22 protein-coding genes are annotated in these 26,310 nt (G+C 61.7%); 3 read left to right on the top strand and 19 right to left on the bottom strand.

The window, feature by feature from the left end:
- The first annotated feature begins 8 nt into the window (after nucleotides 1-8).
- Nucleotides 9-1,172, top strand: coding sequence for a hypothetical protein (locus NKJ17_RS28930; RefSeq protein ID WP_352508027.1), 1,164 nt, complete (start codon nucleotides 9-11; stop codon nucleotides 1,170-1,172).
- 1 nt (nucleotide 1,173) lies between these two features.
- Here NKJ17_RS28930 and NKJ17_RS28935 read toward each other — a convergent pair whose 3' ends face one another.
- From NKJ17_RS28935 to tssA, 18 genes are read right to left on the bottom strand one after another with little or no spacing between them, the layout of a single operon-like run.
- Nucleotides 1,174-2,223 (bottom strand): hypothetical protein, encoded by a 1,050-nt coding sequence (locus NKJ17_RS28935; RefSeq protein WP_352508028.1) that lies wholly within the window; start codon nucleotides 2,221-2,223, stop codon nucleotides 1,174-1,176.
- On the bottom strand, nucleotides 2,220-3,308 hold the full coding sequence (locus NKJ17_RS28940; protein ID WP_352508029.1) for a DUF2169 family type VI secretion system accessory protein: 1,089 nt from the start codon (nucleotides 3,306-3,308) through the stop codon (nucleotides 2,220-2,222). Before NKJ17_RS28940 ends, NKJ17_RS28935 begins: the two co-directional genes overlap by 4 nt.
- 3 nt (nucleotides 3,309-3,311) lie before the next feature.
- Complete coding sequence (locus NKJ17_RS28945; RefSeq protein ID WP_352479424.1) at nucleotides 3,312-3,794, bottom strand: hypothetical protein; 483 nt, start codon at nucleotides 3,792-3,794, stop codon at nucleotides 3,312-3,314.
- A complete protein-coding gene (locus NKJ17_RS28950) occupies nucleotides 3,794-4,216 on the bottom strand; it encodes a hypothetical protein (protein ID WP_352508030.1) in 423 nt (140 codons plus the stop codon). The genes NKJ17_RS28945 and NKJ17_RS28950 overlap by 1 nt, the downstream gene beginning before the upstream one ends.
- A complete protein-coding gene (locus NKJ17_RS28955; RefSeq protein WP_352479422.1) occupies nucleotides 4,213-5,082 on the bottom strand; it encodes a DUF4150 domain-containing protein in 870 nt (289 codons plus the stop codon). Before NKJ17_RS28955 ends, NKJ17_RS28950 begins: the two co-directional genes overlap by 4 nt.
- A 2-nt stretch (nucleotides 5,083-5,084) precedes the next feature.
- Nucleotides 5,085-5,624 (bottom strand): type VI secretion system-associated protein TagF, encoded by a 540-nt coding sequence (gene tagF / locus NKJ17_RS28960; RefSeq protein ID WP_352508031.1) that lies wholly within the window; start codon nucleotides 5,622-5,624, stop codon nucleotides 5,085-5,087.
- Complete coding sequence (gene tssM / locus NKJ17_RS28965) at nucleotides 5,606-9,139, bottom strand: type VI secretion system membrane subunit TssM (protein ID WP_352691153.1); 3,534 nt, start codon at nucleotides 9,137-9,139, stop codon at nucleotides 5,606-5,608. The genes tagF and tssM overlap by 19 nt, the downstream gene beginning before the upstream one ends.
- Nucleotide 9,140: 1 nt before the next feature.
- Nucleotides 9,141-10,463: a type IVB secretion system protein IcmH/DotU gene (icmH, locus tag NKJ17_RS28970; RefSeq protein WP_352691155.1), complete on the bottom strand. Its 1,323-nt coding sequence runs from the start codon at nucleotides 10,461-10,463 to the stop codon at nucleotides 9,141-9,143.
- Between the two features lie 4 nt (nucleotides 10,464-10,467).
- On the bottom strand, nucleotides 10,468-11,802 hold the full coding sequence (gene tssK / locus NKJ17_RS28975; RefSeq protein ID WP_352691157.1) for a type VI secretion system baseplate subunit TssK: 1,335 nt from the start codon (nucleotides 11,800-11,802) through the stop codon (nucleotides 10,468-10,470).
- 39 nt (nucleotides 11,803-11,841) lie between these two features.
- Nucleotides 11,842-12,297, bottom strand: coding sequence for a type VI secretion system lipoprotein TssJ (tssJ, locus tag NKJ17_RS28980; protein WP_352648180.1), 456 nt, complete (start codon nucleotides 12,295-12,297; stop codon nucleotides 11,842-11,844).
- Nucleotides 12,298-12,300: 3 nt separating this feature from the next.
- Nucleotides 12,301-13,770 (bottom strand): type VI secretion system-associated FHA domain protein TagH, encoded by a 1,470-nt coding sequence (gene tagH, locus NKJ17_RS28985; RefSeq protein WP_352691159.1) that lies wholly within the window; start codon nucleotides 13,768-13,770, stop codon nucleotides 12,301-12,303.
- Complete coding sequence (gene tssG, locus NKJ17_RS28990; RefSeq protein WP_352691160.1) at nucleotides 13,767-14,828, bottom strand: type VI secretion system baseplate subunit TssG; 1,062 nt, start codon at nucleotides 14,826-14,828, stop codon at nucleotides 13,767-13,769. Before tssG ends, tagH begins: the two co-directional genes overlap by 4 nt.
- Entirely contained in the window at nucleotides 14,792-16,666 is a 1,875-nt protein-coding gene (tssF, locus tag NKJ17_RS28995; RefSeq protein WP_352691161.1) for a type VI secretion system baseplate subunit TssF, read from the bottom strand. Before tssF ends, tssG begins: the two co-directional genes overlap by 37 nt.
- 1 nt (nucleotide 16,667) lies before the next feature.
- Nucleotides 16,668-17,423 (bottom strand): type VI secretion system baseplate subunit TssE, encoded by a 756-nt coding sequence (gene tssE, locus NKJ17_RS29000; RefSeq protein WP_352508053.1) that lies wholly within the window; start codon nucleotides 17,421-17,423, stop codon nucleotides 16,668-16,670.
- Entirely contained in the window at nucleotides 17,410-17,871 is a 462-nt protein-coding gene (locus NKJ17_RS29005) for an Hcp family type VI secretion system effector (protein ID WP_352691162.1), read from the bottom strand. The genes tssE and NKJ17_RS29005 overlap by 14 nt, the downstream gene beginning before the upstream one ends.
- Before the next feature lie 46 nt (nucleotides 17,872-17,917).
- Nucleotides 17,918-19,420 carry a type VI secretion system contractile sheath large subunit gene (gene tssC, locus NKJ17_RS29010; RefSeq protein ID WP_023720342.1) on the bottom strand — a complete coding sequence of 501 codons (1,503 nt, stop codon included), beginning with the start codon at nucleotides 19,418-19,420 and terminating at the stop codon, nucleotides 17,918-17,920.
- A 2-nt stretch (nucleotides 19,421-19,422) separates the two neighbouring features.
- Nucleotides 19,423-19,959, bottom strand: coding sequence for a type VI secretion system contractile sheath small subunit (gene tssB / locus NKJ17_RS29015; protein WP_352508039.1), 537 nt, complete (start codon nucleotides 19,957-19,959; stop codon nucleotides 19,423-19,425).
- A 6-nt stretch (nucleotides 19,960-19,965) separates the two neighbouring features.
- Complete coding sequence (tssA, locus tag NKJ17_RS29020) at nucleotides 19,966-21,141, bottom strand: type VI secretion system protein TssA (RefSeq protein ID WP_352691164.1); 1,176 nt, start codon at nucleotides 21,139-21,141, stop codon at nucleotides 19,966-19,968.
- Nucleotides 21,142-21,478: 337 nt separating this feature from the next.
- Between tssA and tssH the strand changes: the two genes are divergently transcribed.
- Both tssH and NKJ17_RS29030 read left to right on the top strand, forming a co-directional pair.
- The gene (gene tssH, locus NKJ17_RS29025; protein ID WP_352691166.1) at nucleotides 21,479-24,229 is read left to right on the top strand and encodes a type VI secretion system ATPase TssH; all 2,751 of its coding nucleotides are present in this window, start codon (nucleotides 21,479-21,481) and stop codon (nucleotides 24,227-24,229) included.
- 636 nt (nucleotides 24,230-24,865) lie between these two features.
- The gene (locus tag NKJ17_RS29030; RefSeq protein ID WP_352479406.1) at nucleotides 24,866-25,246 is read left to right on the top strand and encodes a hypothetical protein; all 381 of its coding nucleotides are present in this window, start codon (nucleotides 24,866-24,868) and stop codon (nucleotides 25,244-25,246) included.
- A 379-nt stretch (nucleotides 25,247-25,625) separates the two neighbouring features.
- On the opposite strand, the gene NKJ17_RS29035 is transcribed toward NKJ17_RS29030, so the two are convergent.
- On the bottom strand, nucleotides 25,626-26,310 hold a 685-nt coding region (locus NKJ17_RS29035; RefSeq protein ID WP_352691169.1), incomplete at its 5' end, for a recombinase family protein.

Below are 26,310 nucleotides of genomic sequence, written 5' to 3' on the forward strand. Positions count from 1 at the left end.
TCAAGCCGATGCAGCGCCTTGCGACGATCCCCGCCATCGTTGACCAGCACGCGGAGGACGCCGCTTTCCTCTGGTCACGGCGGCGCCGCGAGATCGATGGACCGCTACTGGGCGAAATCGACATCGGCCGCATCGACCAGCGGCTGGACGCCAATCTTGAAGGCCTGTTCGCGTCGGGCGAGGCTGCGTGGGCGGCGGCGAAGGCGCGTTTCTCCGATTATTCTGAAGCCCCAGAGCTCTTTGTCATGGCGTGCCTGGCGCTCCATTGGGGACTGGAAAAGCCGCTTGCCGCAGTGATCGAGGCCGCCGCCGCACTCGGCGAAACCGGCATCAAGGGTATATCAGGCGCCATCGCCCGGACACCGCGCGAGAAACTCCGTCCTTTTGTCGCCAAGTGGGTCGATTCCAGGGAAACGATGCTAAAATGCATCGGGCTTTCGGCGCTCTGGCACCATCGCGCCGATGCCGGCCCGAGCCTCGGCGATTTAGTCGCAAATAGCCAGGCTGAGATCCGTATACGAGCATTGCGGTTGGCTGGCGCGTTGCGCCGCCGCGATCTGCTCCCGGCGGTAGCTGAGCGTCTCGCCGCCGATCAGCTGCCGGAACGGTTGGCGGCCTCGATCGCCGCTTGTCTCCTCGGCGCGGACCGTATGGCCCTGCCTGTTCTTGATGAATTGCTTGCCTCGCGTAGTGTTCCCCAAGGTGAGGTGATCGAAATCCGGCTACTCGCCTCGGCGGGAACTCCCGCAAAGGCCTGGCTTCAGAAATGTCTAAACGAACCTTCGTTGCGACTACCGGCTCTAGCCACCATAGGAATGCTTGGCGACAGATCAATCGTCCCCTGGCTGATCGAACGCATGCGCGAGCCCCAATCCGCTTATGCCGCGGGCCTCGCTTGGCGCGATCTGTTCGAGGTCGATTTCAATGATACCGACGTCTTCACAGTCGATACCTCGCCGCTTGGAAAGCCATTCGCCAAGATCGAGGACTCGCCGCTTCCAATGGCCGAACGCGCGAGTGCATGGTGGGACGATGGGCGGGGACCGGGCAAACACGTCGCATTCCGCTCCATGCGTCGGCTGCGGCTCGCGGCCATCCGAGCCTCTTTGGACAACCGTGACCTCCCATTGGCCGACTGGCGGCGCACGCAGCGCTTCCCCGCCTGGATGTAATTCAGCTGGACTTTACCTGGCTGACCAGCGCCGTGGCGCGCAATCCGGCTTCGGACGCAACTTCGCACATAGCTACCGGACCGGGCGCGTAGCCGGCGGTGAAACTGTCGGACGCCACAAGTAGCGCCAGCGCCCCACCGGCCGCTCCCACCTCGCCGACGGTCATCGCCGGATAGGCAATCGGCAAGATCTCACGCCGTGTACGATAGAAGCGAGATCTTGCTATATTTGCTTCCCACCCGCTATAGCGCTCCCCATTGCCATTGCTGACGACAAAGACGATGTCAGTTTCTTGCGGACCACTGTCGGTCCCATTCAAGGCACCCTGAAGCGCACCAAGCAGCGCCTTGCCCTGGCTGTATCGCTCCGTCAGAACACTATCGGCTTCCTGAGCAAAGCCGGCGCCATGGATGGCGGCGAGACACGATGACTTCGAATCTGGTCTCGATTGCAAGCAAACAAAGGCTGCCGCCTCTCCGGGAACAAGCCCTTGAGAATTGTCAGAGCCCTTCAGCCGTCCCGCCTCGGCGAGCCGAGCGATATCCTTGTCGTTGACCAGACTGTCGACGCCGCCGAGCAAGACGCGCTCGACGCCCGGATGGGCAAGTATCTCCGGCATTTTCTGAAGCACGCCAATGCTTGCGGCGGCGCCGCCATCGAGCGCCCGCGATGCCTCATGGAATGGTCCGCCGCATGAGCGCACGACGGCATTCAGGAAGCCAGAAGGGTATTCTTCTTCGAAGGCCGCATGGTTCCTGAACTGCTCCGGTAGCACCAGGATCAGCACGGTCGTTCGCGGATCCGCCGCCGTCGATGCGAGCGCGTCCATGATGGCGCGCGCCGCCATGTTGACCAGCCAGTCCCAATCGGTGGTTTTCAGTGACCAGTGAGTGGGAATGCGCGAGACGATCTGCGATGCACCCATAGGCTCGGCCAGCAGGTACTCTTCATAGGCGGAGAGCCCGGCGCGGATCGCGGCGAGCGTTTGCCGCCGGTTCAGGCCGGCGGGCGTCACCGCGCCACCGCCGACGATATACAATGGCCGATTCATGGGAGCCACGCCGGGCGTTCGCTAATGGTTCCGTCAGTCCCGCGCAGCGCAAAATAGTCCTTACCCTTTCGTTTCGCCGCAATCAGCGCCGGCGTGACGTGCCCGAAGACAAGTTCGCGCAGCGCAGGCCGGTTGCGCCGCGTCGTCATAGCCACCCGCGCCTTCATCGTGACCCTAAATATGTCGGGCTCGATGATGATCGTATCCACTTTGAAAACTTGGTCTTCGACGCGGTCATCGAAGATCAGGCGGATGGGCGCGACCACGCTTGGGAGCTTAAATTTCCACCGGCCGCCGGGAGTGAGTCCTATCAGAGTGACCTGATCGCCGCCGTTGAGATCGGGAAGTTGCTGGTCCGCCGGCGCCGCGAGATTGTAGCGCGGATCGCAATCCTTCGGTGGCAAGGGCCACTGGGAGTCGATCCAGGCCTGATCATAGGTCCCTGCCAACGGCAGGCGCGGCTGCCACCCGCGCCCGAGCGCCCCGAAACCGGCCGGCCGCGGCTTGTCCGAGGGACTCATGAATGGCTCGGCCGGGTAGGTTATGTTTGGCGCCTGCGTCTTGACTGCTGGATCAGCCGAGCGGGCAAGGGCGAAACCCACTCCCAGCGGATTGTGAGGATGGGTCTTCAGATCGGCGGTGGTGCCGCCGTAGGCGCGTTCATAGACGATAGGCATCCGTGTGAATGGATGTGGCGCGCTATAGCTGCCGGCATCGTACATGCGGTCGCCGACGATACTGAGTACCTTTTGCAATGGCCCGAACTTCAGTCCGGCTTGCATTTCTCGAACCGGCTTCCCGTTCGGCGCGTATGCGGTGCCGTTGACGATAACGTCCACGCCGGGCTTGCGCATAGCGATGTCAGCCTCGTAGCGCGTCGATGAAAGAGCAGGATCGCCGAAAAAGACGTCGCTGAGCGTCACCGGCAATTGTTCCTGGGCCGGTTCCAGGGCTGTCGTTTCCTCCGCGCCTTGGAAGCTCGCCGAAAAAATGCCCAGGAAAACCTCCTGACCTTCCGCATCAGGCAGTGTGTAAGACCCTACAGCGAAAGGGGTACGATTCTCCAACCAGACGGCAAAGCTCATCGGTCAGCACCAGGTTCTGTTCTCATCCATGCCGATCGGCCAGTACGGCATACAGGCGATCAGGCGCACCAATTCCTTCTTCCTAGCGTCGATCAACCATTGCAGAAGCAGGGTTTCGGGATAGATGACCTCTCCAGAGCTCTTGTTGGCGTCGCAGCAATCGAGCCAGTAATTGCGTACAATCCACACCACGTGGCCATGCGCGGCAGCGCCGGCGGCGCGCTTGTTGAACGCCTTGCGGATAGCCTCGTCGCGGTTCAATCCTTGCTGTTGTTGTGCTTTGACCGTGTCTGCCCACCAGGGCGCCGCGATCTCGTAGGCCATTTGGATGTCTTCCAAGTACCCGTCGAAAAGATCCTGATGCCGCCCCGAACTCTGGGCGAGCTTGCGCGCCGCGATTTTCGCATCCCGGGGCTCGATGTAGCCGGGCTGGCGCAGCAGGCGGCGAATGCCGCGGTCGGTTTCAAAATAGGTGATAAGCGCCATCAGGTGATCTCTTCGTCCTGGTCAAGCCCGATCGGCACAAAAACGAAGCCGTTGACCACTTCGGTCAGATCGGGGGCCTTGCTGGGGATGTCGTCGATCAGCAAGTCTATATGGCCGACATAGCGGGGGCTGTCGCCGAGGTCGTCGACACCCCACTTTTCCTCAAGCGACTTCTCGGCTTCCTCCACGAATTCGTGCTCGTTCTTTCGGTTCAGATTCTCCACCTCGAAATAGTGCGTGCGAAAGATATGCAGAAAGCGCGGGTGCCCGGAAATTCCAGTCGGCCAGATTAGTGAGATGGCATCAAAGCTTTCGACTGCAACGATGCCGCTCCACCAAGCATTGATTTCGGGCAGGAGCGCGCGCAGTTCGGCGATGTAGCGCTGCTGGATATCGTCGTAGCTCTTGGCGATCGCGATCATGGCGCACCTAGCTTTGTCGCATAGGCTTCCGCCTGGCTTCCCTGACTGCGAAAATGCGCTTCGCAGTGCGGCTTGACCCTGCTTGCCCGTTCGAAATACTTCTTGAAATCCGCAAGTTTCATATTGCATCCGCCAAGCGCCCAGGCCACGCACAGCGGCGGCTGATGGTCATGGGTCATATGGCCTTTACCGCGCGCCATATCCTTCCCATGGACAGGATCCTCGTATCGTACAATCGCCCCACCGCTCGGTCGCGTCGTGCGCCAGTGAGCGCGCTTTACCCGCGCGTCGTCCCGCTTGCATTCCCAGCATGGTTTGTTGCGGACCGCCTTCTTCTGGGCCGGGGAAGGATCCTTATCTGGTCTGTGGACCTTCGCGTCGTAAGGCTTGCTCGGACAGGGGCCGGGTGTGATACCCTTGCGTCTCAGCAGCGCCTTGAAGGTATTGATCGCTGTCTGGTCGATGCAATTGGGTATATCGCTTGCCGTATTCTGAGCCATCATGTCGCCGTGGCGATCGACCCCCTTGCCCTCCGCCTTGACCGTGAACGACCACAATTTGAAAACGCCCTTGCCTTTGATCTTGTGGGTGATGACGCCTGCACCGAGACCTTGGGTCGCCGGCTCGTTGCCGGTGCTGGTCGAAATCTCCGAAGAATTCTCGATCGCCGTCGGCTCGCCGTCGATTTTGACGCTTTTGGTACCCTTCGACAGGTCGGAAGAGGACAGCATATTGACATAGGGCACCGGAACCGGGCCCGCCGGCGGCGACGGCGGCGACAGACAGACATCGCCCGGCGCGATCCCCTTGCCATTGCTGCCCTTGTGGAAGAAGCCCATGTTCTCGGCGAAGACGGTAATGGCCATAATCAGCTTTCCTCGGCCGGCAGAGGCACGGTACGCATAACCGGCAGGGCGTTGTCGGCCAGATCATGAATGTCTTTGAAATGGCATTCGTGCACGTTCCAGCCGTCGCACCAGAAGACGATCTTGGGCTCCGCGTGGTTGGCCGGCGTCGGCTGAACCGCGTTGATCCGCTCGGCAACCATGGCACTCGTCCAGTAGTGCGCCACCGCGTCACCTGCGATCTCGGACACAGCATCGAACCATTCGTCTTCCATGCGGGGCGGGCGTCCGACGGCGGCGACTACGAATGGATATCTGCGCCCGACGCGATCCTCGCTCATCCGCCACGCGCCTGCGCAAGGCTGATCGCAGAAGATGCCAGCCGGCACCGTGAAGCGCCAGACATGCGGGTCAAGTTCGCCCTCGTCTGGTCGCGCTAGCAACTCCATCGACATCCAGCGGTCCCAGCGGTCGATGAAGGTCCGCGGCAAGTTCCACGCGACAAAGTCGCCCGTCGTCGGGATCTTGCCGAAAAATCCAGTGCTCATATCTGCGGCGGACATGAAAATTTCTTGAACATCTGCAGGTTATAGGGATTTTCGACGCTGGCGGCCTTGAGTTGGAAATCGGCGTACATGCCGTTCGTCCCCAGGCGCAGGCTGTAGACATCCGACAGCGCGGTGCCGGTGAAGCGACCGCTGCGCAACATTCTCAGCCACGCCCAGCTACCGGTCTCGTTGAGCAAGATTTCGGGCGAGCCATCGATCGGCTGGAAGGCAAGCGAGATGACCCCTGTGCCGTCCTTGCCGGGCCATGTCATCGGCTGCGGCCTCGTTGCATTGTTATAGTAGACGAGGTTCTGGCCGTCGAGGTTGAGCGTCACGCGCGCAACATTGGGCGACAGGTCCTTCGGTTCGAGCGTGAAGCTCATCAGCGGGCCTGTACCGCCGGGAAAGAGATCATCGCGGATCCGTCTTGCCTGTTCTAACGCGGCCAGTGCCGAAGGATCGAGGCCGAAATCGGCGCGCCATTTCCATGGCTGCGCCGACGTGTCGACATAGCTGATCAGGTGGTCGTTTATGAAGTTGTCGATCAGCCCTGCCGGTCCGAACAGGCGGGCGAAGTCGCGAACATTGACGTCTACGGCGCTGTCAGGGCTGAAAGGATAGCGGTTGTTGAGTGCTGCCTGGCAGAACGGCAGGACGTCGGCTCGCCAGATCGCGTTGAGCTCCGAGGTGACCGCCTTCTGCGTGAGGCCGCTGGTATCGCCGGCAATGCCGCCCAACCAATCGTCGATTGGGTCGGGCAGGATCTGCGCCTGCCTGGCAACTGCTCCAGTCAGTTCTGCCAGGCCGCCCTGCTTCTTGATGGCGTCCTGAGGATCGGGATTGGCCGTTACCGTCTGCAGCACGTTGGACAGTGCGGTGAGAGCGACAATGGCGGCGTCGAGCGCCGGCGGCTGGCCCTCGACCTCGGCGATGGCACCCTTGAGCGGCTTGAAATGCTCGGCCACCAGACTGCCGGTAAGATCCACTTCGTCGGCGGAGCCCGCACGCGGCAAAAGCTTTGCTCCGGTTTTTACGATCTTGCCAAGCTTGCCCAGCTTGCCAAGCAGTTTCGAGCCACCTGCCGCCGCTTTGTCGTTTGCCGGCGCTTCATCGGATCGCGTAAGCTCGGTCTCCTGGACCACCGCGGTGACCAGGCGCTTCAGCGCGGAGTCGGCGCTTGAAAGATCCTTGAGGTTTTCACTGGCGACGTTTAGGTCGGTTAGTGGCGCAAGCCTCATGTCGCGCAGGAAGCTGTCCCATTGCGCGATATAGTCGTCGTAATAAAGTTTCAGAATATCCTCTGACAGCGCCGACACCGAGGTTTCGGAATTCTCCGAGCAACCGCCGGCGAACACCGCCCGGTCGAGTGCTGCCTGGGCGGCGACATCCTCGACCCGGTCGAGAATGGCGTCATGGAAGCCGGCATAGGTGAACGCTCCCGAAATGCCGACCCGAAGCGTCTTGTCGGAACGCCGCGCAAAGACTTTGGCGCCGTTTGGGCCGGCGAAGTTTGCAGGGATCCATTCCTTGAGCGCAGCCACCGCCGGGTCGGCCAGCAACTGCTTGTAGGCACGCGCCGGCAAGGAAATCGTGCAGACGGTTTTTAATGCCTCTGCAACCAGTGCCTGGTCCGGGGTGATATAACTGGCGTCAACCGCCATGCGACGGATCGCGGCAAGCTGGTGCTCTTCCGCGTCAGCTGTCGGGAAGGGGGCCGCGGCCGCGAATTCGGGCAGACTGTTTACCCACCAGTTCTGGGCGAAATCCGGATCCATCTGGGAGAGGCCGGTCATCATGCGATAGGTCTTCAGCGCGCCAAGCATGAAGTCCGGATCGCGGATCTGCCGCCACATCGTCGCCTCGAGCAGCGCCACCATGTGCGGCTCAAGAATATTGCGCAAAGCGTGATCGTAAGTGTCGGTCTGTGCTCGCACCAGTTCCGCCGAGGCTGATGGCCCCAGCAAATCCTGTGCTGCGCCAGGCGGTGGGGTGCGGGCATTTGCGACCTCATCCATGGCACCGAGGGCGACATCGATGGCAGGCTGTTCTACGGATGCCGGGTTTGCCGCGGCCGAGGTCAGTGGCGTCTGCAGCGCCTCGAACTGGCTTGCCTGGGCCGCGATCGCGTTGCGGTTGTCGTAATAGGACCAGGTGAACAGCCCGCTGACCAGCAGGGCGGCTGCGGCACATGCGGCAGCCGCGCCACGCCAGACCCAGGCGCGGCGGCGTTGCGCCAGCGGATCGAAGGTGCCGAGGCCGGCTTCCTTGAAGATGACTTCGGTAAGCAGATTCTTTAGGAAGAAGCTGCGTTTTTCGACACGCGGCGCGGGCAACGCCCGGCGCGGCGGAAGGCCGAAGGAGGCAGACAGCGCTGCGGTCAGCCGGTCGATCGGCGCCCCTTCCTGGGTCGCCGATGTCAGATAAAGGCCACGCAGCCAGGGGGCCTCCTCATACCGGCTTTCCCCGAACATCGCCTCGACCAGTACCTGGATCGGCTCGGACAGGCTGGCGAGTTGGGCGGGAAACCTGAAGATTTCGGCGCGGGCGGCAAGCTTGTCCTCATCCTCCAGCCGGGGCACCAGCCGCCGCTCGAGCTCGGTTGCTAACGTCGCGATTTCCCGCTCGATGGTCCTTGCATCCACATGCGCGTCGAGTGCGAACGTGGTCCCCCAGACCTGCTCGCGCGCCGCCGTCGACAAACCGCCGAAGAAAGCCTCAAATCCCTTGATCAGGTCGGCTTTGGTCAGCATCAGATAGACCGGAAGGCGGATCTCGAGGCGATCGTTGAGCTCGGCCAGCCGACGCCGGATCTTGCGGCCATGCGCCTTGATGGCGTCGTCGCCCTCCGAAAGCACATCGATCGAAAGCGCGACGATCACACCGTTGAGCGCGCGACGGCCCCGGTGCTTCTTCAAAAGGTCGAGGAAGCCCAGCCACTCCACCGCGTCGACGTCGGGTTGGCTCTCCTGTTGGACATAACGGCCTGCAGTGTCGATCAGAACCGCGCTCTCCGAAAAGAACCAGTCGCAATTGCGCGTGCCGCCGACCCCTTGCAGGTCGTCGGTCAGGTCGATCGGAAAGTTCAACCCCGACTGCCGCAAGGCTGTGGTCTTGCCGGTGGCCGGCGGCCCGACGATAACGTACCACGGCATCTCGCGCAGGAACTTGCGACCGCCCAGTTTGCGGCGCTTCAACTCGGCCAGGACCTCGGCGAACTTGGCACCGACGGCAGCGACATTCTCTTCGCCGGGGCTGAGTGGCTTCTCCACCGCCGGCGCGGCGATTTCGGCGACGAACATCCGGTTGGCACGGATCGCCCGACGCTGGGCAACGATCAGCCAGATCAGCCAGAAGATGACCAGCAGCGCGATGATGACGATGCGCACATTGTCCGAGGCGAAAGGGTCGTAGGGTCCGACCCTGACGATCGGCCCGAATACCCAGATCACCAACGAAAGCAGCGTGATGCCAATCAGTGTCCACAGCCAGCGCGATGTCAGGACCGCCCAGAGGAAGCGCAGGATGAACATCTCACAGCCTCTTTTCGACCAGCACCTCAACGCGCCGGTTCAGGGCCCGGCCCTCGCGCGTGCCGTCGTCGGCCACTGGATCCGTGGCTGCCCGGCCCTCGGAATGGACGCGTTCCTGCGGCACTCCGTTTTGTACCAGCATGTCGGCAATGGTCTGGGCGCGAGCCTCAGACAGTCGCTGGTTGGTCGACAGCGGATTGGTTCTTTGCAGAGGAACCCCGTCCGTATGTCCGACCACAGTGATGTTGCCGATCAGGTCACGATTCGCAAGGATCACCTTGGCGATCGAGCCGATCAGCGGCTCGAATCCTTCCGTCAGTGTTGGCCGCGACGACTGGAACAGTTCGGGGTTGGATGCCTGGATGACCAGCTTGGCCAGCGAAACGCTCTCCGTGCCGCTGAGAGCCGATCTGAGATTGCCCGGCGCCCCGGCCTCAAATTCGGGCAGCAGTGCAAAATCCACAGTCTCCGGCGGCGGGACATCGACCGTTGGCGACACGCGGCTGATGTCGCCACGTGTCGGCGGCGGCAAGGCGCGGACCAGCGCTGAAAGCTCAACCGCCTGGCTGCTGAGTCCCATCGAGAGCCCGACATAAGTCGCGGTGGCGATAACCGTTGCGGCCAGGGCCATCACCCAGATCGGAACGATGAAGCGCTGCGGCTCATCGGATGCGATGACGCCCTTCCAGTTTGGTGACAGCGGGGCATTCTCGGCGTCGGTATCGCGCAGGAAACGTGCCGCGGCCACACGAACGGCATTGAGCGAGCGATCGCCCGACCGGCCGGGCACGCGATACTTGCCGCGAAAACCGAGTGCCAGGCAGTCATACTGGAGTTCGAGCAATTCGCGATCTCGGTTCGGATGACGTTCCAGTTCGTCGAGCCGTGTAAAGAACTGCGTGCCGGCGTCGACATCGCCCCGCAACATGACCACAAGCGGCTGACGCGGCCACGCGCTGGCCCCGCCCCAGGGCGTGTTCAGTGCCAGATCGTCGAGCAAGGCCGCCACCACCCAGGCTGCCTGATCGGCCCGTTCCATCGACGACCCCGCCGCCATTGCCGTGTCGCGTGCCCGAACCAGTTCTTCGAGCAGCCTGGTTCGTAACACTTCCGGATTCTCCGGTGGCAGCGCGCTCTCAAGCTCCGGCGCAAACTCGAGCAGGGGCGCGAAGGCGTTGACAAGGCCGTTCGGGTGGGTGCGCGAGCGTTTTACCGGCCCGCCCGGCAAGGATGCCGCCATCGGCCGCGGCATCGGCGTGCCGGTCAGCCTGATGCGAGTGCGTTCGCGATCCTCCGACAGTCCGAAAGGATCATCCCGGCTCATGGTTTCACCTGTTCACCGAATAGCAGTCCACCTGCGGTTCGCTCGGCAGTACACCCGAAACGCCAATGACGAAGCCTGGGGCACCGAGCAGCGATGCCCAGTGCTCGCTTTTCTGGTCGAGCTCAAGGCACAGCCGATCGCCGTCGTAAGGAATCTCGCGCGGTTGCGAATGAAGCGGTTTCAGCGGGATGCCGGGCAGGCGGGACTTCCACAGGCCCTCGAACTCATCCGCGGAGCCCACGGTCGCCTGGTTGACGAATATCTTGCGTAGCGCGTCCTCCGACAGTTCCGAACCGACCCGGATGACGATCCGGCTGGCCACCAGCAGCTTCGGATTGTCGATGCGGATTTTCCAAACATTGGTCGAATGACGCATGACGGGCAGCGCGCGCGATTTCGGCTCGATGTAGCGCAGGCTCAGGATCAGTGAGCGCAATGCATCCGCCAGCGCCGAAAACGGTGGGCCGGGCGCCATGTGATCGTAAGCCGGCAGCTCGCCCAGTCGCCGCGCGCTCGAGCCGTAGGTCGCCATCGAACCGGCAAGCCCGGCCAGTTCCAGATAGAGTTCGGCCGGATGGAAAACATCCTGCGCCAGCATATGGGCCAGGCGCGGACGCGCCGCGTTGGCGAGGTTGAGCATCAACAGGTCTTCGACACTGCGCCCTGGCCCGCCCATGACCATCTTGCCATGCGCCTCGGCGATCTGGTCAAGGCCTGTGACGACCTCCAGAAGCAATTGCCGGTACCAGGCCACTGCACCAGTAACCAGGGCCGGTGGCAGGAATGTCTCGTCCAGCGAAACGCCGCCATCGGCGCGAACCCCCTTGATGTCGGCTATCGGCAGGGCGGTATAGCCGCCGACCGATTTGCCGGGTGCAAGTAACAGCGATTGCGGTCGGGCGATTTCGATTTCTTCGGGGTCTGAACCGCCCTGGACGGCATCGCGCACCGAAACGATCCGTCCATGATAGCGCGCACCGCTGGGTGGCGCATGCGCGGGATCGAAGCCAACGCCGCCGTCCGGCTCGAGCGGCAGGGCGACCAGCACTGGGCCGGCGCCTGTATCCGGGGTGACCGGCAGCGGACGCGGCGCGTCCATCAGATCCGGAATGGAGAAGGGGGTACCGTCAGGGAAAATGCCTCGTGCAGACAGGATCGAGATCTGGCCGGCATCGAGCAATGCCTTATCCAGGGTCAATTGCTGAAAGCCGAACGTGTGCAGCTGGCCGGCCTGCAACGCGCCGCGCACAGTCGCCTCGAAGAAACGGTCCTGCTGCTGGAAATGCTGGGTCCGCAGAAAAAGGCCCTCGGACCACAGCACCCTGTTTGCATCGCTCATCCGGCTACTCTCTGCATCGAGCTCCCCTTGCCTTGGCCGTCAGGCGGAAATGCCGCCGCTGCCGAGTGTGACATTGATCGCAAAGTTTGATCCGGGCGAAACCGATTTGGTCGTCCGCCAGTTTCGCCCGCCAGGCTCACGGATAAGTGCAACGAAGCCCAGGGCCGTCGCATCCGGTTCAACCGTAATGGTCTTGGTCGCGGTTTTTCCAGGCGCGACGGCAATCTGGTCGGATCCGATGAGATCACCTGCCAGTGCCGAGCCGGCATCCCCCTGCAAGGCAAAGTAGTCGGCGGAATTGAACTTACCGGTGCTGCGCAGCCGCATGGCCAGCACCGTCACTGGCCGGTCGCCGCCGCCTGGTCCAGGGTTCATGCCGGCCGCCCCTGTCAGCTTGACCGTGATGACCGACGGTTTTGGCGGCCCGGCGCTTTGACAGGCCGTAAGCAGCCCGGTCGCACCCAAGGCAACGATAAATTCGCGTCGATCGATCATGTGTTACTCCTCCTCATATGCATCCCGAAAATCAGCGCCGATTTCGCCGAGAAAGCTCTTTTCCGCGCTCTCGGCGATTTCACGATGGCGTTTCTGATAAAGCTCCCACAGCTTGGCGCCGCGCCCGCCCGACAACAGCGTGCCGATCGCGGAACTCGATTTCAGCTCTTCTTCGATGGCTGCCGGCTCAAAACGGTCGACCATCCGCCGCAAGGCGGCCTGCACGCCGCGCCAGGCGCGTACGTGATGTTGTGCGAGGTCGCGAACCGCATCCGCGATAGCCGCTTCGCCGGCCAGAAATCCGGGGCTGCGTTCGGCGATAAGCGTCACGATAGCGTCGTCGACCGTCGGCAGAAACTTGAGTGGATTGACGTCGGAGGCTCCGACCATTGTCTGCGCAACGCGAGCATTTCCCTTTTCTTCGGCACGCTTGCGTAGCAGCTGCATCAATCCTTCCATCATAAGCCGATATTCGCGGCCGAACTTCTCCATCTCGCCGACGGCATCGCGCCCGGGAAAATCGGCTTCCGCGATCCCCATGCCGCGCAGGAATGCGGTGCGAAGCGCCATTTCGGCGTGCTGCCTCGCAGGCGGCTGGCGGGCGGGGCTGGCGGCTGGGCCTGCTCGCATTGGCGGAGGGGCATCTGCCGCTCGCACGGGCACGTCCCAGGGATTGGCCGCTTGCAGTGGTTGGGCGTCGCGCTCGCGCTGACCGTTCGAGCCCGCATCGCGTCCCGGGCTGGGCGCCGCGGCTGGCCCAAAACCGAAGTCGTCATTGAATTCCGGCAGCTTTGCCGTAGCCGGCTCCGTCGCGCCGTTGGGGAACGATCCCGAGTCGAGGCCGAATGGGTCTGTCTGGTTGGGCGCGCGGGCTGGTCCTGCGGTGCCTTTGGATACGGGTGTTGCGATCGGATCGAGGCTGAACGGGTCATCGAAAGCAGGCGAGCTGCGCTGTCTGGAATTGGCCCGTTCGAACGCACCCGGGATCGGCTGCTCGAACGGGTTCGGCAGCCCGGCTGGACGTGGCCGCTGCGGCTCTTCTTCCACGGTGGCTGAAAAGAAATCGTCACGGCCGATGCTGACCGGCGCCCGAGACGCCGGTGGGGAGCGCTCCGGACCTGGCCCTGCGGCTGCTGCTGCTGTGGCTTGGGCACTCGGCGTCTGCAGATCGACATACACGACGTAATCGCCCAGTCTCAGCCGCATGCCATTGCGAAGACGCGTCGACTTGCCGGCACCGAGCGGGCTGTCGGAGTCGTCTATGAACAATCCGCTGCTTGACGTATCAGTGACGAAATATCCGTCGCGCCCACCAGTGATCCTGCAATGGGCGCGCGAAACGAACATGTCGGGATCGTCGATCTGCCAGCCGGCGTCCGCGCTGCGGCCGATCACCAGTTCCCCCTCGTCAAGCCGGGTCTGCCGTACCGCCTGGGTGCGTGGCCCTTGCTCCAGCGTCAGCAGCAGACTCATGCCGCGACCTCCGCCCCTTCCTGCCGCCAGCCGACTAATGTCCGCAGCCGCATGTCGTCAGCATCGCCCCTTTCAGCGGGCCGCGCAAGCCACGCGGTCCGGGCGAGTTGGACGGTTCCAATACGCGGCGGCGGAACGGCATCGCGCGCCAGCACGATGCGCAGATCGACGTCGAGCGATTCGCCGACCATGTCGCTAACGGCCTGCTTGAACAATTTGAGGCGCTGACCGCCCGGCAGGAACGCCTTGAACTCCTCGTAGCCCAGTGGGCCGACACGGAGCTCGATCCTGCTTTGACGGTTGAAGACACGCGGACCGATCGTTGCTCCCCGGCCGAGCGCTATGTAGGCTTTGCCTAGGCGTGTCTGGAGCGCGGCTGGTATGGTCATCCAGGCAGCGATGAACTCCCTGATCTGGACCGGCACCTTGAACGCCTCCGCCAGGAACAGCGTCAGCCGCTCGGGGCCGTCGACCTGATTGGCAAGCGAAGCTGCCTGGCGCAGCTTCACGGCGTCCAGTTCGGGATTGTGGGTGCCGGGAAGCCCTATCCCCGCCATGGCTTCGAGCATGGCGCGAACGCGCCCGCCTGCCGCGCGCTCGACCTGAACCGCCGGATGCGCATCCGCCCAAGCCCTGTAATACAGCGCGATCATCCGGTTCTGAAGAATGTTGACGAAGTCCATGAAGGTTGTGTCGCTGGTCTGCTGCGCATCGGCGCCTGTGAACCAGCGTTGCGACAGGCGATCGAGCACCCAGCGCGTCAAATGCAGGGGCATCGGACCTTCAGGTCCCATCAGACCAATGTTTGCGACCGTAACCCGGGCGGGCGCTTTGTCAGTCGCTTCGCGGAATTCTGCCAAGTCCTTGGCGGAAAAGCTGAGACGGACATGCTGCCCGAGCCGCGAGGGTTCGCGCTCCGGCGGGCCGGAATAGCCGAACAGCCCGCCTCTCCGTTCGAGTCGCCGCAACAGCTCGAAGAAGTCGAACGCATCCGACAGCTCTTCGTACCGGCCAGGCTTGTCTAGATCAGGTAGCGATTGCCGGGCGTCATCGGCCATGGCACATCCTCCCGCTTCTGCAGCAGCCATGTGCGGGTTCGCACAAAGCCGTTTATTCCGGCATGACGGGCAAACAGCCGTGCCAGCAGGGCCGAAAGCAGCAAGGTGCTTTGCCCCGCCAGGACCGATTGATCGACATGCAATGTCACCTCCGTGCCTCGTCCGAAGCACATCGGCCCATCGATCTGCAGCCGCTCGATGACCGACCGGGAGTCGATGCGCACGATCGAGTGCACATTGCGGGCGAGGCTCGGGTCTCCCCTGTCGGCGTAAAGCTCAAGCAGCGCATGCAGCGGCTCGACGCCGCGACCTTCCTTTGCAAGGCTTAGAAAGTTGAGCGCGAGCTGCGCTACAAGCCGCCAGGCGAGATTGTCGGCTCGCGATTCACCCGCCGCGCCCGCCGGCAGCGCTGCGGGGATGGCTGGGCGAGGCGGGCGCAATGCGCCGAGAAGCCGGATCGTTTCGACCGGATCGCCGGCTTCCAGCGTCAAGGTAGGGTTGTCGTCAAGGATCGGCAGATCGCGGTTGGTGCAGAGCGCCACGATGTCGACGCGCTTCAGCGGCCGGTTCGGTGGACTTTCCGCTGGGCGTGAAATCGCCAGGAAAACGTCATCGCCCGTGTATGAAGTGCGGGTGAGGCCATCGCGCCGTTCCTCCTCCGTCGGGCGGCGTGGGCGCCGTTCGGTGGAATAAACCCAGCCGCTGCCGCGGTTCTGTCCCAGGCTGAAGAGCTCCGGGATTGTGGCGTCGCTGCCCTCGCTGTCGGCGTCCTCGACGCGGATAACCCGATAGATTTCGAAGTCCCGCGCTCGCGTGCGGTCGGCATGCAGCACCTGCCGCGTTTTGCGCGGATCGAGCTCGACGACGTTGCACTCGCGTTCGAACAGATTGATGATCGGCGTTGCGAAAAGTTCAAAATCGGCCGCCATCAGATCGGCAAGTTCAGGCGCCGGACGCCTGAAGATGAAGATGATCTCGAGCTCGGCTGTGCATCTGCGCACGATGGGCTGCAACCCCGAAACCCGAGCATAGTGAAAGCGCTCCGGCATCATGAAATGTTCGCGCAGAAGACGATATCCTTCGAAGGTCGGACGTGTACGAGGCATCAGAGCCTCGTCGTCGCTGATGCCGACCATTTCGGGTGGCGGCAACGCCGATATTGGGTTGGTCTTGCCTCCCGGTCGTGCACCAACGGCTGAGCAGGCGCCGAAAATCGCATCGAAAAGCAGTGGTGCCTTGGTGCGCGCGGCAAAGTAGAGATCAAGCCGGTCGAGCGACAGTTCGTCGAGCTTGCCTTTTCCAGTACGGGCCAGCGTGATGCGAAGCGCCGCCTCGCCATCGACACCGCCGATCCGCGTGATGCCGGCTGCCGCCAAGGCGCTGCGATCCTGAAAATACCCGACCGAGGTGATGGCTATCGGCCACAGCGTGATGTCCTGGGCGGTGGTGAACGTGCAACGCGTCGACAGGCCAGGCTGGAGGCTGGAAACCAGCCGCGTGTTGCGCTTGACGACATGCCCCCCAATCATTGTCTGGACCTGCTGGCCGGGTCTGAGGACCACCATGGCCGTTGCCGGCGCCGGCGTGACAAGATCGGGATAGAGAACATCAAGGACGGCTCGCGAGAAGCGCGAGCGTTCCGCATCAACCTTGAGCCGGGTCCGCGCGGCCAAGAAGGCAACACCGTCAAGCAGCCGCTCGACATAGGGGTCCGGACAGGGGACCGTATCGAGTGAAAGGTTGCGTGCCACCGCCGGATGCATGTCGGCAAATTCTGCCGCGAGCGCACGGATATGGGTCAGTTCCTCCTCGTAATATTCTACGAAGACCCGATCCATCTCAGGCTTCCCTAAATTCGGTCCGAGCCAAGCCGTTATCGAGGTTGATCGTGGTGCGCAGGCGCATGCGTTCGGGCGTCGGCGTCATGATCAACACCGCATCTATTTCGATCTTCAGGCCCACGGTTTTGTCGCCAAGGGTTACCGTAACCTTTGTTGCACTGTCCTTGAGACGCGGCTCGAAGGTGGCAAGCACCGAGCGGATCTCGCGCGCCAGGGCCTCGCGATCGAAGTCGCGGGAGGAACGGCCCGAGAAGGAAGGCACGCCGTAATTGACGACGCTGCGACGCACCTCCGGAAAATCGGCGAGCGACGGCGGGTTGTCCGCAGCCTGCTCGGTTTCAAGGTCGGAAAGCAGCGGAATGGCCTCGAAGCGTTCGGTGTTGAACAAAGCCTCGACATCGCGCCGCACAGCCTCCTTGAGCACACGAGCCGACACCACCACGCCGCGGCTTTCGATTTCAGCGCGGTGCTGGCTCTGAAAGGCCAGGCGATGCAGACGCCGCTTCTGGTCGGCCGTCAACTCCGTGTCGGCGTCGATGAGCCGCGCACTAGCCGCAACTAGGTTGTCCAGCCGCTCCGCGCCAAGCTCGTCCTGCAGTGCCTGGCGCAGTCCGTCTATCTCGGAGGTCACGCCCGGCAGATCGTTTACGAGGCGGTCCCACAGAGAGGGCTGGACCGCTTCGCGCTTTGCTCGCGAACTGCCGCTACCCAGCGACTTGTCCGCGCCGGGCCGCCGCGCCTCACTTGCCGACATAGACATCCATTTCGATTTCGTCGTTGTCGTCGTAGACGAACTTTATCTTCTTGTATGCGAAGCTGACCTCTTCCTCGATCAGGTCTTCCTCATCCTCGGCCTGCGACATGTCGTATTCCATGATCGAGGCGTCGGTGAGTGTGACGACCAGGTAATCCTTGGTCTCACCATCAATGGTCCGCCGTGCCGAAAACACGACTTCGTCCAGCGCCTTGTTCTCGAACAGCGCCTTTTTCAGGTAGGGCGAAGACTTGTCATAGTGCTTGGTGAACTTGATCATACCCAAAGACACACGACCGCGGCGCGAGAGCGAATTTGGATCATAGGGCGCGATCATCTTGTAATCGACGCCATGGATTTCGATTTCGTCCTCATGGCCATCTCGCGTGCTTGGACCCTTGATGCCCGGAACCTTTAGAAAGCCATCAATCTTCGTATTTGTGGGCATTGTCTTTCTCCACCGCTTTCAAAAACCAAGATGTTGTTGCTGCAAATCAAGTCTTCACCGACGGAAGTTCCGAAACCAGTCGGAGCGAGGCATTGATACCCTCCAGCTGATAATGCGGGCGCAGATAGAAGCGCGCATTGTAGTAGCCGGGGCGCCCTTCCACGCTGTCCACCTGAACCTCGGCGGCGGCGAGCGGGCGCTTGGCGCGCGCCTTGTCGTCGGCAAAGGCCGGGTTGGCCAGCACATACCGGTTGATCCATTCGGTCAGCCAGATCTGCATGTCGGAGCGCTCCTTGAACGAACCGACCTTGTCGCGCGCGATCGCCTTGAGGTAGTGGGCAAAGCGCGAGACCGGAAAAAGGTAGGGCAGGTTGGCACTCAGCCGCTCGTTGGCCTGCGCATCGGGGTCGACCAGCCGTCCCGCCCTTGTCTCGTCGTCCTGCAGCGAATGGGCGCCAATAAAGGCGGCGAGATCGGTGTTCTTTCGATGCAGGATGGGCATCAGGCCGAGCTTGGCCAGCTCCGCCTCGCGCCGGTCGTCGATGGCAACCTCCGTCGGACATTTCATCGCTATCGAGCCATCATCGGTCGGGAAGCTGTGCACTGGCAGGTTGAGGACCGTGCCGCCATTTTCGACGCCGCGGATCTGCGTGCCCCAGCCATAGAGCTTGTGGCTGCGGTTTATGTTCACGCCCATCGGGAAGGCGGCGTTCATCCAAACATATTTGTTATGATCGCCATGTACCTCCTCCTCGAAGGTGAAGCCCTTCACCGGAACGGTATCGGTGCCATACGGCAGCCGTGCCAAAACGCGAGGCATGGTCAGGCCGATGTAGCGTGCATCCTCGCTCTCGCGCAGCGACTGCCACGAGGCATAGGCGGGGTTGGAGACGATCTGCTGCAGGTCCTGCGGGTTCGGCAATTCCTGCCAGCTGTCCATGCGGAACAGGCGCGGCGAGGCAGCTGCGATAAAGGGTGTGTGCGCTGAGGCGCAGATGCCGGAGATGTTGCGCAGCAGACCGACGTCGCGCGGGTGGTTGGAGAATTCGTAGGCACCGATCACACAGCCGATCGGCTCGCCGCCAAGCATCGAATACTCGTCCGTGTAGACTTTCTTGAAGATCGGGCTCTGATCCCACATCTGGCCCTCATAATCCTCAAGCGTGTCGGCCAGCTGCTCCTTGGAAATATTCATCACCCGGATCTTCAGCTTCTGATCCGTCTCGGTATTGTTCACGAGATACCACAGGCCACGCCATGTGCCCTCCATTTCGCGCACTTCCGGAGCGTGCAGGATCTCGTTGACCTGTTCCGACAGCATCTTGTCGATCCCGGCGATCAGCGACTTGATCGATTTGATCGCATTCGACGAGATCGTCGTTGTATCGGAACGCGTCTGCGCTGCGAGTGCGAGATTGCGCACCAATTGCTGCAGCTTTTCGCTGTCGTCCTTCTTGACCTTGAAATCCTTCTCGAGGAGCCCGCTGAATTCTCCAAGATCGATGGTTTCCGCCTCGGCGACGGCGGCGGTTTTTTGCTGTTCGGCCATGGTCATTCCCCTGCCTTGTCGTCCGCCAGCGCCTGGCTGGCGATCTTGCCAAGAAGCGGTTCATTGTTCAGCAGTTGCGCAATGCGCTTTTCGGCATCCACACGCCCATCCATGAAGCCGAGAAGTTCCTCGAGCTGGCGGCGCATCTTGAGGATTTCGGCCAACTGTGGGACCTGCTCGGCAATCTTGTCCGGCGCGAAGTCGCCCATCTTGGTGAAGGTAAGGTCGAGCGCCAGCTCCTCGTCCCGCTCGGCGCCTTCGGCCTGGGGCAGCGTATTCTTCACGCGGGCTTTCACGCGTGGTCCAAGTGCCTCCATGAAACGCGGGAAACGGTTCGCATCGGTCTCGACAAAGGAGCGGTCCAGTATCGACTTCGACGCTTCCTTGGTCTGCGAAGCGCCTGAAAGGTCCGCCATGACGGCCATGACGAACGGCAGCTCGATTGTCGTTGGACTGCCATAGGTTTCCACGTCATAGGCGATCTGCACCCGCGGCGCGCGATTTCGTTCGATGACCTTGGCTTTGCTTTCGGCTGGCATTGCTTGCTACCTTTCATCCTTCTGAGCCGTCTTCCTGGCATCGGGAACGCCGGCAAGCAGCCGGAACTCCTTCAGTCCCGACGGGGCGAGATCTTCCATCAGTTCAACAAAATCCATATGCACCATCCGGCGCACACGGCGGGCGAGGTGGGGAATCGGGCTCGACGGTTCGGTGCGGTCATAAAAGGCGACGACGAGGTCCAGGCATTTCACCACGTCGTCGCGCGAAGTAATCCGGTCGGGAAGTCCGGTGCTCGAGTCAGCGTAGCTGGCCACACTTGCCATAGTATCGGCTCCATGACCGTTTCGGACAGGCATTACCGGTTCTGCAGGCGAAGCGGACGGCTTTACTGCATTCGCCATCGCGCCGGCGGCCGAGTTGCGCTCGAGGGTTGTCAGCAAACGCTGCAGGAACCGTTTTAATTCCGGGATAGTGGTGCCGCCGCTGCCCTCAAGGTGAGCATTGAGGGCTGTCTCGACGGCTTCCAGTGCCGCGACCGCTGCGCGCGCATTGGTAATGAGCGAATGCATTTCCTCATTGGCTTGGTCCGCCTGTGCCGCGCACCCGGCACGGACCCGGTTCAACAGTTGTCCGTGTGCACTGACAAGCGCTGCCTTTTCGGCCGCATTCAACCCTGACGCTGCTTCTTGCAGCATGACGCGGTCGTCGAGCGCAGCTTGTTCCAGGTCGCGTCCGCTGATCGGCCCGATCGAGCGTGGCGCAAAGAAAGTCATTTGCCGCAGGTTGGCCAGCAGCCCGTCCTGACTATTTTGAAGATCGAGCAGCGCGTTGATGCGGCGCAAGGCGGCTTCGCGAGGCGATGTGTTGGGCCGCAGCGACGGGTGCATGGTTTCCCAATGCTGGTCGAATGTCCGCCCAATAAGCGTCAGACCCTGCGCCAACCCGGCCAGTCCCTGCTCGTTGGCCAGTGCGCGTGTGACAATTACAATCAGGCGCAGGTCGCGGCCACGCGCGCGCAATTCCTCGGCCTTGGTGAGTACTGCTGGCCAGTCGACGGGAATGGTGCTTTGCGAGACCGGCTTGTTGTTGCCATCATGGACAACCTTGACCTGAGGCTCTGTCAGGCGCTCCAGTTCGTGAAACGCTGGATCGTTACGCAAATCCTCTCCCGACGGATTTTCACCATCGAGCGGAGCAAGCCAGAGTGCGACGTCGATCACACCGATCCCCCAGTCACCGGCCCTGAGGCCGACCTGTCCCTACGTTATCACACGGTTGCGCTTTTCCACAATTCAGCGAGTGCGGAAAAAATTAACAAAAGCTAATGCAGCCTTGTCTTGATTGTTGAATCCGCCGGCGTGTTTGCCGGGCCGTGGATCGGGAATGCGTCTCACCTGGGCTGTCAGGCTCGTGGTTGTTTGCGGCCGCGATGCGGCATCTTCGACGAATGATGGGAGCCCGCATAACGGGGCATCGAAACCTTTGTTCATCCCGCACTTTGTCAAGCGGCTGCTTATGTGGCAGGTTATCGACTTGCAGAGTGCAGGAGCACGTTCGATGGAACAGCGCCGGTCATCGCAGAGCTTCAAGCGCAAGGAACTGGTCGGCAAGCTCAACCCTCTAGGGTTGCGCGCCTTCAAGGCAGCGGCTGACAGTGCCAAGCTGCGCGGCAATCCTTACGTCGAACTCGTCCACTTCATCGAGCAGCTGGTGCTCTCCGACCGCTCGGATGTGCAAATGATGATTTCCGATGCAGGACTGGATGCGAGCCGACTTACGGCCGATATGACGCGCGCGGTGGACAAGCTGCCCTATGGCGCAACCTCGATCGAAGAGTTTTCCGACCATATCTTCCACGCCATCCAGGAGGCCTGGAATCTGGCAACACTGGAATTCGGCGTGGAGGAGGTCCGCAGCGCACATGTTCTGCTTGCTTGCCTGAAGACACCGGTGCTGGAAGGCCTGCTGTCGAAGATCAGCGGCGAGTTCGACAAGATCGACGCCGACGCCGTCGTGACGCGCTTCGCCGATGTCACGGAGGGCTCACTCGAAGCCGGCGCTGCGCCAACGGTCACCGCGACAGAGGCCCCGCGGCGGACTCCGGGCGGGGATTCGGCATTGGCCAAATACGCCACCGACCTGACCCAGCGCGCCCGCGATGGAAAGATCGACCCGGTCGTCGGCCGCGATCCTGAGATCAGGCAGATTGTCGACATATTGATGCGACGCCGGCAGAACAATCCGATCCTGACCGGCGAGGCGGGCGTCGGCAAGACTGCAGTCGTGGAGGGTTTTGCTCTGCGCATCGCCAAAGGCGATGTACCGCCCCCACTGCAGGGAGTGAGCGTGCGCATGCTCGACGTCGGATTGATGCAGGCAGGCGCTAGCGTAAAGGGTGAATTCGAAAAACGGCTGAAGGCCGTAATCGACGAAGTTCAATCCTCTGAATCGCCGGTCATCCTCTTCATTGATGAAGCCCACACCCTGATCGGCGCCGGTGGTGCTGCCGGAACCGGCGACGCTGCCAATCTGCTCAAGCCGGCGCTGGCACGCGGCGAGCTTCGCACGATAGCGGCCACGACCTGGGCGGAATACAAGCAGCACATCGAGAAAGACCCGGCACTGACCCGCCGCTTCCAGGTGGTAAAGATTGACGAGCCTTCGGAATCGGTGGCCATCCTCATGTTGCGCGGCGTGGCCGGCGTCCTCGAACAGCACCACAAGGTTCAGATATTGGATGAGGCGATCGACGCGGCGGTCGGCCTGTCACATCGCTACATCCCGGCGCGGCAGCTGCCGGACAAGGCGGTCAGCCTTCTCGACACTGCCTGCGCCCGTGTTGCGGTATCGCAGCACGCCACGCCAGCCGAGGTCGAGGACATCATGCGCCGCCGCCAGGCGCTGGAGGTCGAGCGCGGCATTATCGGCCGCGAGGCTGCAATCGGCATCGAAGTGGCCGAGCGGCAGGCACGGGTCGAGGCTGGGCTTGCCGAGACCGAACGCACGCTCGCAGCCGCGCAGCAGCGCTGGGAGCGCGAAAAGGCGCTGGTGGCCGAGATACTCGAATTGCGTGCAAGGCTGCGCGGCGACGGCGTGCCGCTCGATGCCGTGGAAGGGCACGAGGCCGCCACGGAGACCAAGAGCGGGGAGGTGCCTGAGACCGAACTGTCCAATGCCGAGGCGAAGGTTCCGGCGGCAGGTGGTCCTGCGCCTCCCGATCCGGCTGCCGATCTCGCTCGGCTGCGCGAACTGATGAGCGAACTGGCCGAGGCGCAAGGCGAAACACCGCTGATCCTGCCATCGGTCGACCGCAACGCCGTGGCGGCCGTGGTTCAGGACTGGACGGGCATCCCGACGGGCCGGATGCTGTCGAGTCAGACGGAGAAGGCGCTGCGGCTCGCGGTCACTCTGTCCGAGCGCGTTGTCGGACAGGATCATGCGATGGAGATGATCGCCAAGCGCGTGCAGACCAGCCGCGCCGGTCTCGGCGCTCCGGAAAAGCCAGTGGGTGTATTCCTGCTTTGCGGCCCCTCGGGCGTCGGCAAGACCGAAACCGCTTTGGCACTGGCCGAAACGCTCTACGGCGGAGAGCAGAACCTGATCTCGATCAACATGTCGGAATTCCAGGAGGCGCATACGGTCTCTACCTTGAAGGGCGCGCCCCCCGGCTATGTCGGCTACGGCAAGGGCGGAATTCTCACCGAGGCGGTGCGGCGCAAGCCCTATTCGGTGATCCTTCTCGACGAAGTCGAGAAGGCGCATCCGGACGTGCACGAAATCTTCTTCCAGGTGTTTGATAAAGGGATGATGGACGACAGTGAAGGCAGACGGATCGATTTCAAGAACACGCTGATCCTTCTCACGTCGAATGTCGGCTCCGAAGTCATCATGGACCGCACAAGGAATGGCGCGGTACGGGCAGGGCTCGATGAACTGGACACCGCATTACGCAGCCCGTTGCTGAAGGTCTTCCCAGCGGCCTTTCTCGGCCGGGTGGTGACCATCCCTTACTTTCCGCTTTCCGATTCGATGATCGAAGCGATCACACGTCATCAATTTGCTAAGATTGCTCGCCGGCTGCGTGCAACCAACGACGCGGAATTGGTAATCGGCGACGGTGTCATGGATCTGGTCAAGACCCGCTGCACGGAAATTGAATCGGGCGGCAGGATGATCGACGCAATTCTGACCAACACGCTCCTCCCGGAGTTGAGCCGCGGTGTGCTGAACCGGTCGCTCGCTGGTGAAAAGATGACAAAGGTCACTGTTGGCGCCTCAGGCCAAGGGTTTACCTATTCCTTCGAATAGGAGCGCGAATATTATGGCGGCTCCTTTCCTCGGCTGTGGCGAGCGTTGCGGCAACCAATGTTACCATCAATGCGGCTGCCTGAGCGTGGATGATTTCCTTGCGTGGCGCCCTACAGGTGCGCTCCACAAGGATGCGCTCGATCGCTTGGTTTCGCTAATTTGCCAGTCGATGAGCGGCCCCTAAACGAAAAAGCGACGGAGTGATGCATTCGACAGTGTCAGGCCTAGCCGTTCCAATGTTGCAGCTCCACGCACGCACCAGCTCAAAGCTTGGTTTCTTTCTGAGGAGGCGCGCTGGGATCAGGACAATCAGGATGTGGCAAGTTTTCACACGGAGAGGGCTGGTCACGAACGCCGCCATAGTGTTTCACGAGTTTTGCGAAACAGGAAGGGCGCGGATCACTTCCCTCGCGCAATTTCCTTCGCGAGATCGCCCGTTTCACGAAGCCCTGTCGCTGATCTCGTCAACCAACCGGTTCGTCGCCGAGCGTGCATTTCATAGCTCAAAATCAGACCGAGAGAGCGTACCGCTAGGAGCGAACAAAAGCCCGCCGCACCTTTCGGCACGGCGGGCTCTGTTGGGACGATTCCAAGGCTACGCGGCTACCGCGTGCGAACTGCGTTGAGGGCGATTCCATGGGTGTCTTGTTTCAGGGCAAGATTTTTGGCAAGTTCTTCGCGTTTTGGGAGAGGGCAACAACCATGAAATCATTTTGCGTGGGCAGCGTGTCCGTTGCAGCAATGGCGATTTGTATCACCTCATTCGTTTCAACCACCGTCCACGCCGGTTCGATCGCTTACGAAACTGGGTATCAGAAAGCCGCGTATTTGAATTGTTCTCAAACAGTTTACAACGAAGACGCTTTCGGAAAATTTATGGCCCAAGACGATAAATATATAAATACCCGCGATTATAAGCGTGGCTTTGCCGCGTTGGAAGCCGGCCTGAAAAGTGATCACCGCAGCAAAGTGTGCTTCGATGCCGCTCGCGCCAGCAGTTCGTGGACGGACCGCTGACTGGCGTCGCCCGTCCGGACCGACAAGCCTCACCCGCAGTTTCTGCTCATCTTCTTCCATCACAAGGTGTCCACCTATTTTGGTGGACACCTCATGCATCAGAGCACTCAACAGGTGCAGGGAAATTCGCGCTTACGTTCAACGAACTGAGACGCCTCGCTCTACTGACCCCATCATGCGGCGGGCTAACGTCGACCGCGAAGAGAAGCGCGTGACCCGCGGGGCGACATGGTCCGGTCGATTATCAGGAGGAGCTTGACCTCGATGACCCCAATCAGAGAAGCCTGCTAGACGAGATCAGGTGGGAGCGGCGGGACAGCTCCGTGACAAACAGAGTCGGGGCTCCTCATTGAAGAGCCGCAGCTTCGGTCTGTTCTTATCATGCGCCTTTTTTGCCCTGAGCATTTGAGACGTCGCGTCGGAGCCTTTCCGGTCCACTGGGCCGTATACGCGCTAGCGCGCTCAGCTTTAGCTCCGACTCCAGCCCTGGAAAGCCAGCCAGCGTATAGGCCGCGGCCATCGAGCCAAACCGCTTTTTGAACACACGGTATATGGGCAGAGCGGAGTCCGCATTAATCAGCGACAATGTGAGGTGCCCGTGAGCGGCGCGCAGCCGCCGAAATCCGTCTAGAAGCTCTTCGTTCGAGTACTTTCGCAGAGCTCCCCGCCGATCCGGTACGTAGCCGACCGCCGCATAGACCGCCTTCAAGCTGCCGAAAAGCCGGACGTAACACTGTCCTGACGCAGTATACGGACAAGCATTGATCACGGTGAGGCTGAGTCGTTTCTTCTCTTTCAATAGCCGCTTCAGATTCTTGAGCATTTCGGGCTTTGTATAGGTGTATTCGCGCTTTCCCCTTGCGAGTTGCGCCCTCCGGAATACTTGAACCGTTACAATGGGCTCCATGACCCGGATTCGGACCCATTTATCGGGAGTGTTTGGCTTTGATTTGCTGCTCATACTGTGCGACGTTCGGTTGTAGACATAGTAGCCTATCATCAACTCGCTTTTGAGAAGAGATGCGACGCGCCCGGTCGTCCACAGATACCCGTATGTGGATGGC

This window comes from Mesorhizobium sp. M0208 (assembly GCF_040322015.1).
Taxonomy (GTDB): Bacteria; Pseudomonadota; Alphaproteobacteria; order Rhizobiales; family Rhizobiaceae; genus Mesorhizobium.

Excerpts from the sequence above, each read along its gene's own strand:
- NKJ17_RS28930 (WP_352508027.1), top strand. The coding sequence starts at position 9 with ATGCAGCGCCTTGCGACGATCCCCGCCATCGTTGACCAGCACGCGGAG.
- NKJ17_RS28935 (WP_352508028.1), bottom strand. The coding sequence starts at position 2,223 with ATGAATCGGCCATTGTATATCGTCGGCGGTGGCGCGGTGACGCCCGCC.
- NKJ17_RS28940 (WP_352508029.1), bottom strand. The coding sequence starts at position 3,308 with ATGAGCTTTGCCGTCTGGTTGGAGAATCGTACCCCTTTCGCTGTAGGG.
- NKJ17_RS28945 (WP_352479424.1), bottom strand. The coding sequence starts at position 3,794 with ATGGCGCTTATCACCTATTTTGAAACCGACCGCGGCATTCGCCGCCTG.
- NKJ17_RS28950 (WP_352508030.1), bottom strand. The coding sequence starts at position 4,216 with ATGATCGCGATCGCCAAGAGCTACGACGATATCCAGCAGCGCTACATC.
- NKJ17_RS28955 (WP_352479422.1), bottom strand. The coding sequence starts at position 5,082 with ATGGCCATTACCGTCTTCGCCGAGAACATGGGCTTCTTCCACAAGGGC.
- tagF (WP_352508031.1), bottom strand. The coding sequence starts at position 5,624 with ATGTCCGCCGCAGATATGAGCACTGGATTTTTCGGCAAGATCCCGACG.
- tssM (WP_352691153.1), bottom strand. The coding sequence starts at position 9,139 with ATGTTCATCCTGCGCTTCCTCTGGGCGGTCCTGACATCGCGCTGGCTG.
- icmH (WP_352691155.1), bottom strand. The coding sequence starts at position 10,463 with ATGAGCCGGGATGATCCTTTCGGACTGTCGGAGGATCGCGAACGCACT.
- tssK (WP_352691157.1), bottom strand. The coding sequence starts at position 11,802 with ATGAGCGATGCAAACAGGGTGCTGTGGTCCGAGGGCCTTTTTCTGCGG.
- tssJ (WP_352648180.1), bottom strand. The coding sequence starts at position 12,297 with ATGATCGATCGACGCGAATTTATCGTTGCCTTGGGTGCGACCGGGCTG.
- tagH (WP_352691159.1), bottom strand. The coding sequence starts at position 13,770 with ATGAGTCTGCTGCTGACGCTGGAGCAAGGGCCACGCACCCAGGCGGTA.
- tssG (WP_352691160.1), bottom strand. The coding sequence starts at position 14,828 with ATGGCCGATGACGCCCGGCAATCGCTACCTGATCTAGACAAGCCTGGC.
- tssF (WP_352691161.1), bottom strand. The coding sequence starts at position 16,666 with ATGGATCGGGTCTTCGTAGAATATTACGAGGAGGAACTGACCCATATC.
- tssE (WP_352508053.1), bottom strand. The coding sequence starts at position 17,423 with ATGTCGGCAAGTGAGGCGCGGCGGCCCGGCGCGGACAAGTCGCTGGGT.
- NKJ17_RS29005 (WP_352691162.1), bottom strand. The coding sequence starts at position 17,871 with ATGCCCACAAATACGAAGATTGATGGCTTTCTAAAGGTTCCGGGCATC.
- tssC (WP_023720342.1), bottom strand. The coding sequence starts at position 19,420 with ATGGCCGAACAGCAAAAAACCGCCGCCGTCGCCGAGGCGGAAACCATC.
- tssB (WP_352508039.1), bottom strand. The coding sequence starts at position 19,959 with ATGCCAGCCGAAAGCAAAGCCAAGGTCATCGAACGAAATCGCGCGCCG.
- tssH (WP_352691166.1), top strand. The coding sequence starts at position 21,479 with ATGGAACAGCGCCGGTCATCGCAGAGCTTCAAGCGCAAGGAACTGGTC.
- NKJ17_RS29030 (WP_352479406.1), top strand. The coding sequence starts at position 24,866 with ATGGGTGTCTTGTTTCAGGGCAAGATTTTTGGCAAGTTCTTCGCGTTT.